Source organism: Kosakonia sp. (assembly GCF_032052965.1).
In the GTDB taxonomy this organism is placed as follows: domain Bacteria; phylum Pseudomonadota; class Gammaproteobacteria; order Enterobacterales; family Enterobacteriaceae; genus Kosakonia.
In genome coordinates this window covers 1-15,305 of record NZ_DAMBVN010000022.1, presented here as the reverse complement: position 1 = coordinate 15,305, position 15,305 = coordinate 1, and the positions used below count along the sequence as shown (strand labels likewise).

General features: G+C 54.3%; 15 protein-coding genes. 11 read left to right on the top strand and 4 right to left on the bottom strand.

What is annotated here, in order from left to right; translation table 11 throughout:
* The first annotated feature begins 222 nt into the window (after nt 1-222).
* The 11 genes from proV to RTX30_RS19900 all read left to right on the top strand — a co-directional run bounded on the left by proV (nt 223) and on the right by RTX30_RS19900 (nt 11,672).
* A complete protein-coding gene (gene proV, locus RTX30_RS19950; RefSeq protein WP_312692040.1) occupies nt 223-1,425 on the top strand; it encodes a glycine betaine/L-proline ABC transporter ATP-binding protein ProV in 1,203 nt (400 codons plus the stop codon).
* Nucleotides 1,418-2,482: a glycine betaine/L-proline ABC transporter permease ProW gene (proW, locus tag RTX30_RS19945; protein WP_312692035.1), complete on the top strand. Its 1,065-nt coding sequence runs from the start codon at nt 1,418-1,420 to the stop codon at nt 2,480-2,482. Before proV ends, proW begins: the two co-directional genes overlap by 8 nt.
* A gap of 66 nt (nt 2,483-2,548) precedes the next feature.
* A complete protein-coding gene (gene proX, locus RTX30_RS19940; protein ID WP_312692032.1) occupies nt 2,549-3,550 on the top strand; it encodes a glycine betaine/L-proline ABC transporter substrate-binding protein ProX in 1,002 nt (333 codons plus the stop codon).
* Nucleotides 3,551-3,720: 170 nt separating this feature from the next.
* Nucleotides 3,721-4,905 (top strand): MFS transporter, encoded by a 1,185-nt coding sequence (locus RTX30_RS19935; protein ID WP_312692029.1) that lies wholly within the window; start codon nt 3,721-3,723, stop codon nt 4,903-4,905.
* Nucleotides 4,906-5,064: 159 nt separating this feature from the next.
* The gene (locus RTX30_RS19930; RefSeq protein ID WP_312692026.1) at nt 5,065-5,775 is read left to right on the top strand and encodes an AzlC family ABC transporter permease; all 711 of its coding nucleotides are present in this window, start codon (nt 5,065-5,067) and stop codon (nt 5,773-5,775) included.
* On the top strand, nt 5,765-6,100 hold the full coding sequence (gene ygaH / locus RTX30_RS19925; RefSeq protein WP_312692023.1) for an L-valine transporter subunit YgaH: 336 nt from the start codon (nt 5,765-5,767) through the stop codon (nt 6,098-6,100). Before RTX30_RS19930 ends, ygaH begins: the two co-directional genes overlap by 11 nt.
* A gap of 90 nt (nt 6,101-6,190) precedes the next feature.
* Nucleotides 6,191-6,721, top strand: a complete 531-nt coding sequence (gene mprA, locus RTX30_RS19920; RefSeq protein WP_312692020.1) for a transcriptional repressor MprA — start codon at nt 6,191-6,193, stop codon at nt 6,719-6,721.
* Between the two features lie 129 nt (nt 6,722-6,850).
* Entirely contained in the window at nt 6,851-8,023 is a 1,173-nt protein-coding gene (gene emrA / locus RTX30_RS19915; protein ID WP_312692017.1) for a multidrug efflux MFS transporter periplasmic adaptor subunit EmrA, read from the top strand.
* Nucleotides 8,024-8,038: 15 nt separating this feature from the next.
* Nucleotides 8,039-9,574 (top strand): multidrug efflux MFS transporter permease subunit EmrB, encoded by a 1,536-nt coding sequence (gene emrB / locus RTX30_RS19910; protein WP_312692014.1) that lies wholly within the window; start codon nt 8,039-8,041, stop codon nt 9,572-9,574.
* Between the two features lie 281 nt (nt 9,575-9,855).
* A complete protein-coding gene (locus tag RTX30_RS19905) occupies nt 9,856-10,560 on the top strand; it encodes an RNA ligase family protein (RefSeq protein WP_312692011.1) in 705 nt (234 codons plus the stop codon).
* Entirely contained in the window at nt 10,557-11,672 is a 1,116-nt protein-coding gene (locus tag RTX30_RS19900; protein ID WP_312692008.1) for an AAA family ATPase, read from the top strand. The genes RTX30_RS19905 and RTX30_RS19900 overlap by 4 nt, the downstream gene beginning before the upstream one ends.
* A gap of 40 nt (nt 11,673-11,712) precedes the next feature.
* Here the strand turns inward: RTX30_RS19900 and luxS are convergent, their stop codons facing one another.
* From luxS to yqaB, 4 genes are all read right to left on the bottom strand, one after another.
* Complete coding sequence (gene luxS / locus RTX30_RS19895) at nt 11,713-12,228, bottom strand: S-ribosylhomocysteine lyase (RefSeq protein ID WP_312692006.1); 516 nt, start codon at nt 12,226-12,228, stop codon at nt 11,713-11,715.
* A gap of 153 nt (nt 12,229-12,381) precedes the next feature.
* A complete protein-coding gene (gene gshA / locus RTX30_RS19890; protein ID WP_312692003.1) occupies nt 12,382-13,926 on the bottom strand; it encodes a glutamate--cysteine ligase in 1,545 nt (514 codons plus the stop codon).
* A gap of 80 nt (nt 13,927-14,006) precedes the next feature.
* On the bottom strand, nt 14,007-14,435 hold the full coding sequence (locus RTX30_RS19885) for a YqaA family protein (protein WP_312692000.1): 429 nt from the start codon (nt 14,433-14,435) through the stop codon (nt 14,007-14,009).
* Nucleotides 14,432-14,998 (bottom strand): fructose-1-phosphate/6-phosphogluconate phosphatase, encoded by a 567-nt coding sequence (yqaB, locus tag RTX30_RS19880; RefSeq protein WP_312691998.1) that lies wholly within the window; start codon nt 14,996-14,998, stop codon nt 14,432-14,434. The genes RTX30_RS19885 and yqaB overlap by 4 nt, the downstream gene beginning before the upstream one ends.
* Nucleotides 14,999-15,305: the final 307 nt, after the last annotated feature.

Here is a 15,305-nt window from a genome sequence, read left to right as displayed (position 1 = left end):
ATTTACTCAATTCAGACGCGATTTCGCGATGCAAACGAAAATTTTATCACCAGCCGCCAGCCCTTATCTCATGGGAAATAGCACCGATTCAACAACGTTGAAATTCGCGACGCCCGGAAATTGAGGGTTGTCTCAGATTCTGAGTATGCTAGGGTATAGCCAGTCAATTATTCTCATCGGGTATTATATCGACACAATAAATAACAGGAACTCTATTATTGCATGGCAATTAAATTAGAAGTTAAGAACCTCTATAAAGTATTTGGTGAGCATCCACAGCGGGCTTTCAAATATATAGAAAAAGGACTTTCGAAAGAACAAATTCTGGAAAAAACGGGTCTGTCGCTTGGCGTAAAAGACGCCAGTCTGGCCATTGAAGAAGGCGAGATATTTGTCATCATGGGATTATCCGGGTCGGGTAAATCCACTATGGTACGCCTTCTCAATCGCCTGATTGAACCCACCCGCGGGCAGGTGCTGATAGATGGTGTGGATATCGCCAAAATATCGGACGCCGAATTACGCGAGGTGCGCAGGAAAAAGATTGCGATGGTCTTCCAGTCATTTGCCCTAATGCCGCATATGACGGTACTGGATAATACTGCATTCGGTATGGAATTAGCGGGCACTTCGGCACAGACGCGTCAGGAAAAAGCGCTGGATGCACTGCGTCAGGTCGGGCTGGAGAATTATGCGCATGCGTATCCGGATGAACTCTCTGGCGGTATGCGTCAGCGTGTTGGTCTGGCGCGCGCACTGGCTATCAATCCCGATATCTTATTAATGGATGAAGCTTTCTCAGCACTCGATCCATTAATTCGAACGGAAATGCAGGATGAACTGGTAAAACTCCAGGCAAAACATCAGCGCACTATTGTCTTTATTTCGCACGATCTCGATGAGGCCATGCGTATTGGCGACCGGATTGCCATTATGCAAAATGGCGAAGTGGTTCAGGTCGGTACTCCGGATGAGATATTAAATAATCCGGCCAATGATTATGTGCGTACCTTCTTCCGCGGCGTAGATATTAGCCAGGTGTTCAGCGCCAAAGATATTGCGCGTCGTACCCCTGTCGGCTTGATCCGTCGCACGCCCGGTTTTGGTCCGCGCTCTGCGCTGAAACTGCTGCAGGATGAAGATCGTGAATATGGTTATGTGATTGAACGCGGCAATAAATTTGTTGGCGTTGTTTCCATCGATTCGCTGAAAGAGGCCTTGCGCCAGAACCAGGGAATCGATGCGGCGTTAATTGACTCCCCGTTGGCGGTGGAGGCTGAAACGCCGCTGAGCGAGTTGCTCTCTCATGTTGGCCAGGCGCCGTGCGCGGTGCCGGTCGTCGGAGAAGAACAACAGTACGTGGGCATCATCTCAAAACGGATGTTGCTACAGGCTTTAGATCGCGAGGGGGCAAACAATGGCTGATCAAAACAATCCGTGGGATAGCACGCCCGCCGCCGACAGCGCGGCACAATCTACCGACGCCTGGGGCGGCGGTGCATCCGCGCCCGCCGATGGCGGCAGCGCAGACTGGCTAAACAGCGCACCTGCGCCTGCGCCAGAGCATTTCAATATTATGGATCCGTTCCATAAGACGTTGATCCCACTGGACAGTTGGGTGACGCACGCGATCGACTGGGTGGTCATGCATTTCCGCCCGGTATTTCAGGGGATCCGCGTACCGGTGGATTACATCCTCAGCGCGTTCCAGCAATTGCTGCTGGGGATGCCTGCGCCCGTCGCCATCATCGTCTTCTCGTTGATAGCCTGGCAGATGAGTAGCGCCGGAATGGGGATCGCCACGTTGGTATCGCTGATTGCCATTGGCGCAATTGGTGCCTGGTCGCAGGCGATGATCACGCTGGCGCTGGTGCTCACCGCACTGCTGTTCTGCGTGGTGATTGGTCTGCCGCTGGGGATCTGGCTGGCACGCAGCCAGCGGGCGGCAAAAATTATTCGTCCCCTGCTGGATGCGATGCAGACAACACCGGCGTTTGTTTATCTGGTGCCGATAGTCATGCTGTTTGGTATCGGTAACGTACCGGGTGTGGTGGTGACGATTATCTTCGCCCTGCCGCCGGTCGTGCGTCTGACCATTCTTGGGATTAACCAGGTGCCGGCGGATTTAATCGAAGCGTCGCGCTCATTTGGTGCCAGCCCGCGTCAGATGTTGTTCAAAGTACAGTTACCACTGGCCATGCCCACCATTATGGCGGGAATTAACCAGACGTTGATGCTTGCCCTCTCCATGGTAGTGATCGCCTCGATGATCGCCGTTGGCGGGCTTGGCCAGATGGTACTTCGCGGGATCGGTCGCCTTGATATGGGGCTGGCCACTGTTGGCGGGGTGGGCATTGTGATCCTCGCCATCATTCTCGACCGCCTGACCCAGGCTGTTGGCCGCGACTCCCGCAGCCGGGGAAATCGCCGCTGGTATCAAACCGGTCCTCTGGGTCTGCTGACCCGCCCATTCGCCAAATAATCCTGTTGCCCGGCGGCGTACTGCCTGCCGGGCTTCCAGTATCCCACCTGAAAATAAGGAACAACGATGCGACATAGCGTACTTTTTGCCACAGCGTTTGCCACCCTTGTCTCTACCAGCACGTTCGCAGCCGATGCAGACCTGCCGGGCAAAGGCATTACCGTACAGCCTTTTCAAAGCACCATTTCTGAAGAAACCTTTCAGACCTTGCTGGTAAGCCGCGCCCTTGAAAAGCTGGGTTACACCGTCAATAAACCGGACGAAGTCGATTACAACGTCGGTTATACCTCAATGGCCGCAGGCGACGTCACTTTCACCGCCGTAAACTGGCAGCCGTTACATGACGACATGTATGCCGCCGCAGGTGGCGATAAAAAATTCTACCGCCAGGGGACTTATGTCACTGGCGCGGCGCAGGGTTATCTTATTGATAAGAAAACTGCCGGGCAGTACCACATTACGAGCATTGATCAGCTCAAAGATCCAAAGATCGCCAAACTGTTTGACGGTAACGGCGACGGTAAAGCGGACCTGATGGGTTGCTCACCGGGCTGGGGTTGTGAAGCGGTGATTAACCACCAGCACCAGGCGTATGGGCTGGAAAAAACCGTCACGGTGAATCATGGCAACTACTCGGCCATGATGGCCGACACCATAACCCGCTTTAAAGAAGGCAAACCCGTGCTTTACTACACCTGGACGCCGTACTGGGTCAGCGATGTGCTGAAGCCGGGTAAAGATGTGGTCTGGTTGCAGGTGCCTTTCTCTTCCCTGCCTGGCGAGCAAAAAAATCTGGATACCAAACTGCCAAACGGCATGAACTATGGTTTCCCGGTTAATACCATGCACATTGTGGCGAACAAAGCCTGGGCGGAGAAAAATCCGGCGGCGGCGAAACTGTTCGCGGTGATGAAACTGCCGCTGGCCGATATCAATGCTGAAAATGCCATGATGCACGCAGGCAAAAACTCTGAAGCCGACATTCAGGGGCATGTGGACGGCTGGATCAAAGCGCACCAGCAGCAGTTCGATGGCTGGGTGAAAGAGGCATTAGCCGCACAGAAATAAAGCATTCTGGCATAACTGTCGAAGCGCCATCGGGAGCAGCTCCGGATGGCGCTTTTGTTTTTCTTGCTGCACGCTAACCGCACATTCCGACACGCATTCCTCGTCACAAATGGCTGGTCATTGGTTATGATTCGCTTCTGACAAAAATACTGAGCAGACTCATTATTCCAATGACCAAACCACATCATGGCTTGAGCCCGGCGCTGATTGCGCTGATGTCCGTCGCGACCGGCCTCGCGGTCGCCAGCAACTATTACGCGCAACCGCTGCTTGAAACTATCGCCCGCGCCTTTTCGCTTTCACCGAATCAGGCGGGCTTTATTGTTACCGCCGCACAGCTGGGCTACGCCGCAGGGTTGTTGTTCCTGGTGCCGCTGGGCGATATGTTCGAACGTCGAACCCTGATTGTTGTGATGACGCTGCTGTCCGCTGGCGGCATGCTGATCACCGCCAGCAGTAGCACGCTGCCGCTGATGATCCTCGGTACCGCGCTGACCGGGTTATTCTCCGTCGTCGCGCAAATCCTGGTGCCGCTGGCTGCTACGCTTGCCACACCGGCCACGCGCGGCAAAGTGGTCGGCACTATTATGAGCGGCCTGCTGCTGGGAATTTTACTGGCGCGTACCGTCGCGGGTTTACTGGCAAGCCTCGGCGGCTGGCGTACCGTGTATTGGTTCGCCAGCGTCCTGATGGCACTGATGGCGCTGGCGCTGTGGCGCGGCCTGCCGAAAGTTAAACCGGAGACGCACCTGAACTATCCACAGTTGCTGGCCTCCGTATTTACCCTCTTCGCCGGTGACAAGCTGCTGCGCACGCGTGCCATGCTGGGCTGTCTGAGTTTTGCCAACTTCAGCATCCTGTGGACGTCAATGGCCTTTTTGCTGGCCTCGCCACCCTTTAACTTTTCTGAAGCGGTGATCGGTCTGTTTGGCCTGGTTGGCGCGGCCGGCGCGCTCGGCGCACGCCAGGCTGGTGGACTGGCCGACAAAGGCAAATCTCACCTCACCACCACCGGAGGGCTGATTCTGTTGCTGCTGTCTTGGGTCGCTATCTGGCTTGGCCACAGTTCGGTTATCGCATTAATTGTGGGCATTATCGTACTGGATCTCACTGTGCAGGGGGTACATATCACCAACCAGACGGTGATCTACCGTGTGAAGCCAGATGCGCGTAATCGCCTGACCGCAGGCTACATGACCAGTTACTTTATTGGCGGCGCGGCGGGTTCGCTGATGTCGGCATGGGCCTGGCAGCAGGCTGGCTGGGCGGGTGTGTGCACCGCGGGCAGTACGATGGCGGTCATTAACTTGCTGGTGTGGTGGCGAGGATTCCACCGCCAGGAGGCGGCGATGTAATCAACCGCCCACGTTTCGCGGTTTCAGAGAAAAACCGGGGTGTAAAGGTGTCCTTTAGTCTGTTAAGGTTAAGGGACTTGTTTATCCCGGTTATATTAACGTGGGTGATATATAACAAACACTATGGATAGTTCAGCAACACCGACAGACGCCAGTGCCATGAATAGGGCTACGCTGCAGGAAGGCATCAAAGACAGTCTGCCGATCGTATTAAGTTACGTTCCTGTGGCGTTTGCTTTTGGAATGAATGCGACCAAGCTCGGTTTTACTCCCTTCGAAAGCGTTTTTTTCTCCTGCATTATTTATGCAGGCGCCAGTCAGTTTGTGATCACTACCATGCTTGCTGCCGGTAGCGCCTTGTGGGTTGCCGCATTCACCGTCATGGCGATGGATGTGCGCCATGTTCTTTACGGCCCTTCACTGCGTAACCGTATTTTGCAGCCGTTGAAAAACCCAAAAACCGCCATCTGGGCCTTTGGCCTGACCGATGAAGTGTTTGCAGCCGCGACCGCCAAACTGGTGCGTGATAACCGCCGCTGGAGCGAGAACTGGATGATCGGCATTGCCTTCTGCTCATGGTTCTCATGGGTGGCGGGTACGCTGCTTGGCGCCTTTTCCGGTAGCGGGTTGCTGGAACACTACCCGGCGGTGGAATCGGCCCTCGGCTTTATGCTGCCCGCCCTGTTTATGAGTTTTTTACTGGCGTCGTTCCAGCGCCGGCAGACACTCAGCGTCACGGCGGCGCTGGTGGGCGCGCTGGGCGGCGTCACGCTGTTTTCTATTCCTGCGGCGATCCTGGCTGGCATCGTGGCCGGGTGCCTGACGGCGCTGGTGCAGGCGTTTTATCAAGGTACGCCCGATGAGTCATGAAGTAGTGTTTCTCGGGGTGCTGGTAGGCTGCGTCAATTTTCTTTTTCGCTATCTTCCCCTGCGTGTCCGCGCCGGGCAGGCACGCCCTGCTAAACGCGGTTATACCGCGGTCCTGCTCGACACGATTGGTATCGCCTCTATTTGTGCGTTACTGGTGGTCTCCTGTGTACCGGAGATTGCCGCCGACAGCCGCCGTCTGTTACCAACACTGGCCGGTTTTGTGGTGCTGGGCGTCAGTTTCTGGAAGACGCGCAGCATTATTGTTCCCACGTTACTCAGCGCATTCGCTTACGGAATCGCCTGGAAGCTACTGACAAGTGTATAGATAAGGCAAATTTATTAGCACAAATAATACATTTACTTTATTTGTCACTGTCGTTACTATATCGACTGCAATTAATGAGGTTATGCCCAAATGGATAGTTCTTTTACGCCCATTGAACAAATGCTTAAATTTCGCGCCAGCCGCTACGAGGATTTCCCCTTCCAGGAAATTCTGTTAACGCGTCTGTGTATGCATATGCAGGGCAAGTTGCTGGAAAACCGCAACAAAATGCTAAAAGCGCAGGGCATCAACGAAACGCTGTTTATGGCGTTAATCACGCTGGAATCCCAGGAAAACCACAGTATTCAGCCCTCTGAGCTGAGCAGTGCGCTGGGTTCATCGCGCACCAATGCCACGCGTATCGCCGATGAGCTGGAAAAACGCGGCTGGATTGAGCGCCGCGAAAGCGATAATGATCGTCGCTGTCTGCATCTGCAATTGACCGAAAAAGGTCACGAATTTCTGCGTCAGGTTCTGCCCCCGCAGCACAACTGCCTGCATCAACTCTGGTCTTCGCTAAGCGTTGCCGAGAAAGATCAGCTTGAGCATATCACCCGTAAACTCCTGTCGCGTCTCGACCAGATGGACGAAGACGACGTCATTCTCGAGGCGTTGCGCTAACGCGAAAAGACGCTCGACTATCCAGGATAAAAGCATTCAGACAAGTGGGCTGGCAGATTTCATGCTGGCCTTTTTGGCAAAAACAGGTCGGCGTTGCCGATAAGAAATAATAAGATCGTGGAGAAAAGCATGAGCGTAAGTGCGGAGAGTCAAACCCCGCAGCAACCGGTCAAAAAGAAAGGCAAACGTAAAGGCGCCCTTCTGCTGCTGACCTTGCTCTTTGTTGTTATTGCCGTTGCATATGGAATTTATTGGTTTTTGGTACTGCGTCATTTTGAAGAGACCGACGACGCATACGTGGCAGGGAACCAGGTACAAATCATGGCGCAGGTATCCGGTAGCGTGACGAAAGTCTGGGCCGATAATACCGATTTCGTTAAGCAAGGGGATGTGTTGGTCACGCTGGATGCAACCGATGCTCAGCAGGCGTTTGAAAAAGCGCAGACCGGCCTTGCAACCAGCGTCCGTCAGACACGTCAGTCAATGATCAACAGCAAACAATTGCAGGCGACCATTGAAGTGAAAAAAACCGCCCTCGCCCAGGCGCAGAGCGACTTCAACCGCCGTGTACCGCTGGGTAGCGCTAACCTGATTGGCCGCGAAGAGCTGCAGCATGCGCGCGATGCGGTCACCAGCGCGCAGGCCGAGCTGGATGTCGCAGTACAGCAATTTAATGCAAACCAGGCGATCGTGCTGGATACCCGTCTGGAAGATCAACCTGCCGTCAAACAGGCCGCCACAGAAGTGCGCAATAGCTGGCTGGCACTGCAACGCACCAAAATCATTAGCCCGATTACCGGTTATGTGTCGCGCCGTGCGGTTCAACCAGGCGCCCAGATCAGCCCGACCACCTCGCTGATGGCAGTCGTTCCGGCCACCAATCTGTGGGTCGATGCCAACTTTAAAGAGACGCAGCTGGCGCATATGCGCATTGGCCAGACCGCGACGGTGGTCAGCGACATTTACGGCGATGAAGTGAAATACAGCGGTAAGGTTGTTGGCCTGGATATGGGTACCGGCAGCGCCTTCTCGCTGCTGCCTGCCCAGAACGCGACCGGTAACTGGATTAAAGTGGTGCAACGTTTGCCAGTGCGTATTGAGCTGGATGCGAAGCAACTGGCCGATCATCCACTGCGTATTGGTCTTTCTACGCTGGTAACGGTGGATACGTCCGAGCGTGACGGCCAGGTGCTGGCAAGCCAGGTTCGTACCAGCCCGGCGTATGAAAGTAACGCGCGGGAAATCAGCCTTGAGCCGGTCAATACCCTGATCGATAACATCGTGAAAGCCAACGCCGGTTAATCTGAGGTGAGTGCAATGCAACAGAAACCGCTGGAAGGCGCGCAGCTGGTCATTATGACCATTGCGCTGTCGCTCGCGACCTTCATGCAGGTGCTGGACTCCACCATCGCTAACGTTGCTATTCCAACGATCGCCGGGAACCTTGGCTCTTCGCTGAGCCAGGGAACCTGGGTTATTACCTCTTTCGGGGTGGCGAACGCCATTTCCATCCCTATCACCGGCTGGCTGGCAAAGCGCGTGGGTGAGGTGAAACTGTTCCTCTGGTCAACCGTGGCCTTTGCCATTGCGTCCTGGGCATGTGGCATGTCGAGCAGCCTGAGTATGCTGATCTTCTTCCGCGTGATTCAGGGGATTGTTGCCGGGCCGCTGATCCCGCTGTCGCAAAGTCTGTTGCTGAGTAATTACCCGCCAGCCAAACGTTCTATTGCGCTGGCGTTATGGTCGATGACTGTGATTGTGGCCCCCATTTGCGGGCCGATCCTTGGCGGCTATATCAGTGATAACTACCACTGGGGCTGGATCTTCTTTATCAACGTGCCAATCGGCATTGTCGTGGTATTGATGACCCTGCAAAGCCTGCGTGGCCGTGAAACCCGTACCGAGCAACGGCGCATTGATGGCGTGGGCCTTGCGCTGTTGGTGATTGGCATTGGTAGTCTGCAAGTGATGCTCGATCAGGGGAAAGAGCTGGACTGGTTTAACTCTACGGAGATCATCGTCCTGACGATTGTCGCCGTGGTGTCCATCAGTTTTCTGGTGGTGTGGGAGCTCACCGACGATAACCCAATTGTCGACTTGTCACTCTTTAAGTCGCGCAACTTTACCATCGGCTGTTTGTGTATCAGCCTCGCCTATATGCTCTACTTTGGCGCCATTGTGTTGTTGCCACAGTTATTGCAGGAGGTTTACGGCTACACAGCAACCTGGGCGGGGCTGGCATCGGCGCCTGTCGGGGTGATCCCGGTGCTGCTGTCGCCGATTATCGGCCGCTTTGCCCACAAACTGGATATGCGCCGACTGGTGACCTTCAGCTTTATTATGTACGCAGTGTGCTTCTACTGGCGTGCGTACACGTTTGAGCCGGGCATGGATTTTGGCGCTTCAGCGTGGCCGCAGTTTATTCAGGGTTTTGCCGTAGCGTGCTTCTTTATGCCGCTGACTACCATTACCTTGTCTGGTCTGCCGCCGGAGCGTCTGGCCGCTGCGTCCAGCCTGTCGAACTTTGCGCGTACGCTGGCTGGCTCTATCGGCACATCGATTACCACTACCCTGTGGACTAACCGCGAGTCAATGCATCACGCCCAGCTAACGGAGTCGGTGAATCCGTACAACCCGAACTCGCAGGAGATTTATAATCAGCTGCAAGGCTTGGGTATGTCGCAGCAGCAGTCTTCTGCCTGGATAGCTCAGCAGATCACCAACCAGGGACTGATTATTTCCGCCAATGAGATCTTCTGGTTCTCTGCCGGCGTATTCCTGATCCTGCTCGGTCTGGTGTGGTTCGCTAAACCACCGTTTGGCGCGGGCGGTGGCGGAGGTGGGGCGCATTAAGCGCCACCTGCCGGCATAACGGTTGCAAAAAGGGATCTGCGGATCCCTTTTTTCCCACAAATTTTGGTGGTTGTTTTGTCACCATCCTGCGTGTATCTTTACGCCGCTTCGATTTTCCCCCTTCACCCGTAACCGGTTCTGGGCATTTCGCTCAGGTGTTATCCCTTATTCGCCGTTCACCCTCTTTTCGCGGGTGTGTGTTTCACCAACCCTCTTTTAACGCATTTAACCCTTAACGCCCTGTGGGCGAACATTTATTACACAAAAAATAATGGATTATCATGAATACGCAACGAAAGTACGGGAGAACCTGGCACTATCCGTTCTCCCATGGCACGACCAGCGATGATCGTATCAACGCCCATTACTGGCGTGATGTGCAGTGCATCGACACGCTCGTGCACACTGAAAAACTGGACGGCGAAAATAACTGCCTTAACCGCTATGGTGTGTTTGCCCGTTCTCATGCCGCACCAACCGAATCGGCGTGGACCCATAAAATCCGCCAGCGCTGGCAGTGGCTCAAAAATGACCTTGGCGACCTGGAACTGTTCGGCGAAAACCTTTATGCCGTTCACTCCATCGAATACCGCGGGCTGGAGCAGGATTTCTTCCTGTTTGCCGTGCGCTGCAAAGATATGTGGCTGAGCTGGGAAGAAGTGCAATTTTACGCGGCTTTGTTTGACTTCCCCTGCGTTCCGGTGATTGACGGCCCGCAACCGGGCCACGACGAAAAAGCCTGGCAGCGCGAATTTCTGGCGCTCACTACCGGGCGTGGCGCATTCGATCCCTGGGATACCCAGACCGGGCAACCCTGCACGCTGGAGGGGATCGTCAGTCGTAATACCGGGGAATTTCCGGTTGAGGATTTTTCTCATCAGGTTTTTAAATTTGTGCGGAAAAATCACGTCAAGACAACAGAGCACTGGAAACGTCACTGGCGGCGGGCACGCATGGCGCATGAATTTGCAGGAGGCGCACAATGATTTGGCAACTGAGCGATGACAAGCGCTGGACTGCGCTGCGCCAGCGTTTTAGCTGGGTAGAGGAGATGCACCAGGTGCCGCAGGATCCCTTGCATCATGCTGAAGGCGATGTGGGCATCCACACCCAGATGGTGCTCGACGCACTGGCAGCACAGCCTGGCTACTCGCGGCTTGCGCCCCAACAGCAGGAAATAATGTGGGCCGCAGCGCTGCTTCACGATGTTGAAAAGCGCAGCACTACCGTGCAGGACGAAGATGGACGCATTCAGTCGCCAGGCCATGCGCGTAAAGGCGAATTAACAGCGAGAAAAATTTTATGGCGTGATATTCCGACGCCTTTCACCCTGCGGGAACAGATTGCCGCTCTGGTGCGCCTGCACGGCTTACCGCTTTGGTTGCTGGAACGCCCGGCACCAGAACGGTTGCTGCTGAGCGCCGCTCTGCGTATTGATACCCGCTTACTGGCGCTTCTGGCACGGGCCGATATGGAAGGACGCCATTGCGCAGATAAGCAGGAGATGCTTGACCGCATCACGCTGTTTGAACTGTTCTGCCAGGAGCAACAGTGCTGGGGACAGGCGCGCCCTTTCGCTTCGAACGCGGCACGTTGGCACTATTTGACGCATGAAAACAGTTCGCCGGATTTTACCCCCTGGGAGGCCGAAGGCTTTGACGTTACGCTGCTTAGCGCCCTGCCGGGTATGGGGAAAGATCACTACGTCCGCGAGCACTGCCAGGGAATGGCGGTGGTGAGTCTGGATGATATTCGCAGACGCATCGGCGTTAGTCCGCAGGATCGTCAGGCTACGGGCCGGGTCGTCCAGCTGGCCAAAGAAGAGGCTCGCGTGCTGCTTCGCCAGAAAATACCGTTTGTCTGGAACGCGACTAACATCACGCGCCAGCTGCGCGGCCAGTTGACTGGCCTGTTCAGCGCTTATGGCGCACGGGTCAAAATTGTCTATCTGGAGGTGCCGTGGCAGCAGTGGAAACAGCAGAATGCGAACCGCCAGCATGCAGTGCCGGAAGCGGCAATAGAACGGATGGCGGCAAAACTTGAAGTGCCGCAGCCAGATGAGGCCCACTGCGTGGAATATCGCGTGGTCGATCTCTGAGAGTAAACCGCCTCACAAGAGGCGGTTTACGGCAACACAACTAGATGTGCAGTTCCTGCAGTTTTTCTTTCGGCAGGGCCAGCTCTTCGTTACTGTTGACGCGAACATCGCGGTCAAGAATATGACGGGCGATGTCCTGCGCTTCGTCCAGCGAGTGCATGGTGTAAGTCCCGCACTGATAAACGTTCAGTTCCGGGATCTGGTTCTGCTCTTTGACCTTCAGCACATCGGCCATCGCGGCTTTCCATGCATCGGCGACGCGTTGTTCATCCGGCGTACCAATCAGGCTCATATAGAAACCCGTACGGCAGCCCATCGGGGAGATGTCGATAATCTCAACACCGTTGCCGTTCAGGTGGTTGCGCATAAAACCGGCGAACAGATGCTCAAGCGTGTGAATGCCTTTTTCCGGCATCACTTCTTTATTCGGTACGCAGAAACGCAGGTCGAATACGGTGATGGTGTCGCCATGCGGGGTGTCCATAGTTTTTGCAACACGGACTGCAGGCGCTTCCATACGGGTATGATCGACAGTGAAGCTATCCAACAATGGCATTTAGTCACCTCCGATAGTGATTTTTTTTAAAATAAAATGAACTCTTTTTTCCCGTGCGAGTCTGAGTATATGAAAGACGCGCATTTGTTATCATCATCCCTGATTTTCAGAGATGAAATTTTGGCCACAGAGATGTGGCCTTTTTCTTTTGTGTCAGGCGTGTCGCGCCAGAAGCGCCTCGAATGACTCTGTATCCCCGGCTTCCACTTCCTGCTGACGCAGCAGCGACGCTTCACACTCGGCGATAAAATCTTCATCACGCAAAATTTCCAGCGGCTCATTGCACAGCTGAGCACGATATTGCTCGCCCAGCGCTTTGCCGGTACCACCAATCCCATTATCAATCATAGAGCGCAAAATTCGCGCCGAGAACGTTAATTCCGGATCGTCGAAACTGGCAACCAACTGGTCACATACTTTTTCGTACTCATTACCACCGTACACGCCATCCAGCGTTTGTGCGACACGTTTCAGATCGCGGAACAGATCTTTGCCGACCTGGGCGAGCGGGAACTGCGCAGTTTCACACCCAATGCCCAGCGTCAGGCCAGGTCTGCGCCCTTCCAGAATGACGCGATTCCAGTTGGTACGGGTACACAGGAGTTCATCACTGCTCATTTCCGGCGCGTCGGCCATCGCGCACCAGACCATAAACAGATCGAGGAAGCGAACTTGCTGTTCATCAACGCCGATCGCGGTGAACGGGTTAATGTCGAGCGAACGCACTTCGATATATTCAATACCGCCGCGCAACAGCGCATCTGACGGGGTTTCACCGCTGCGGGTAACGCGTTTCGGACGGATCGGCGCATAAAGTTCGTTTTCGATCTGCAGCACATTCGTGTTAATTTGCAGATACTTACCCTCTTTCTGCAGACCGATTTTGGCATATTCTTCTGAGGGCGTTTTAATTGCCGCCTTCAGCGCCACGACGTAATCCTGCAGGTTATTGAAGGTGATGCCCAGGTTGCTCTGCGATTTATTGGTATAACCGAGATCGCTCAGACGCAGCGAGGTAGCATATGGCAGGTAATACATACCATTCTGCGTTTTCTCAAAGGGCAGCGTGGTCGGCTTCCCTTGCAGGAAGGACGAGCAAATTGCCGGAGAAGCGCCAAACAGGTACGGGATCACCCAGCCAAAACGGTAATAGTTACGGATCAGGCGGAAATAGCCTTCCGAAACCGAGTCTTTATCCGTGCTGCCATTACGCGCTTCCCAGAATGCCATCGGCAACGAGAAGTTATAATGCACGCCAGAGATGGTTTGCATCAGCGCGCCATAGCGGTTTTTCAGCCCTTCACGGTACAGGGTTTTCAGACGACCGATATTCGAGGAGCCATACTGCGCCAGTTCTATCTCCTGCCCCTCTTTGATATAGCACGGCATACTCAACGGCCACATCCGCTCGTCGCCAATCTGGCGGGCTGTGTAGCGGTGAATATCACGCATGATCGTCAGCATATGGTCGATATCGCCCTCCACCGGAGTGATAAACTCCAGCAGAGCTTCGGCAAAATCAGTAGTGATCCATTTATGGGTTAAAGCAGAACCTAGCGCTGCCGCATGGCCAGTCGTCGCCAGTGAGCCATCCGCATTTACGCGCAGCGTTTCACGCTCAAGACCACGTTGGATCCCCTTCAGAACCTGAGGATGTTTTTCCAGCCAGGACAACGCCTGTGATACGTCCGGGATCAAATTGACCTCCCGCCTGTAATAATCATTTTATTAAGCATAATTGTAATGGTTGACGATTAAAGGTCACTCACTCAGTCCAATTAGTGCCACCACGTCATACCCTGAAGCGTTACGAGGGCGATAGCCACATAGCGCAACGCTTTCCCAAGGCACAGAAAAATCACTACTGGCCCCCATGGAAGGCGCATCCATCCCGCCAGAAGGCACAGTATGTCGCCTATAACAGGCGCCCAGCTCAGTAACAGTGCCAGCGCACCGTAACGTTTAAGCCAGTGGGTCGCTTTTTCCTGCCAGCGCGAAGTTTTACGCTGCGGGAAGAAACGCCCAAGAATAACGTTAGTCAGCCCTCCAAGGCTATTACCCATTGTTGCTATTACAACAAGAAGCCAGGGCTGGCTAACGTGAGAAAGCAGCATCGCAACCAGCACCACTTCCGAATTACCAGGGAGTAGCGTGGCGCTAAGAAAACTGCTGGCAAACAGTGAAAAGAGCGACAGCGTGTCACTCACAGTAAGCGTACATCCACGGCGTCCATACCGGCAGCGTTCGCCGCCTGGATACCCAAATCAGCATCTTCAAACACCACACACTGCCGGGCTTCAACGCCCATTTTTTGCGCGCACAGCAGGAACGTGTCCGGTGCGGGTTTGTGATTTTTGACATGATCGGCAGCCACGACGGCCTCGAAGTAGTGCCGTAGCCCCAGGTGCGCCAGCAACGCTTCGGCAATCGCGCTCTCGCTGCCAGTGCCTACAGACAAAGGGCGACGCCCGTACCACTCTTTAACCACGTCGATAAGCGGTAAAGGACGCACAGAATCCAGCAGCATGGCTTTTACCGCTGCCGTTTTCTCTTGCGCAAGAAGATGAGGATCAAGATCGCCCTGATTGGCAGCAATAATTGATTGAGCAATACGCCAGGTCGGCGAGCCATTCAGCCCGATCATCGCCTGTTCGTCAAAGTGCATGCCATAACGCGCCAGTACTTCACGCCAGGCTTTACGATGAGTGGGTTCAGTATCCAGGATGGTGCCATCCATATCAAAAATCAGCCCCGCATAACGTTCGTACATCTTGCTCTCACAAACTGGATAACAGGTTGTTACTTTAGCGTAAACACCGTTTATTGTCGCTGCCAGTGAGTAATAAGCGAAGGTTTAGTCTTTTATTTGGGAGCGGTATTCAAAGGATGGCGATTTCGGAAAATGGCGCAGTTTTCAGGTTGCGGGCCGTTGCTGAAGCAATGTATCTATTGCATGGTGTCAGCATTAAGAGCGGTTTAATCAGAAAGAAGGCTTTTTATTACGGAGAGAATGGTGCATCCGGGAGGATTCGAACCTCCGACCGCTCGGTTCGTAGCCGAGTACTCTATCCAGCTGA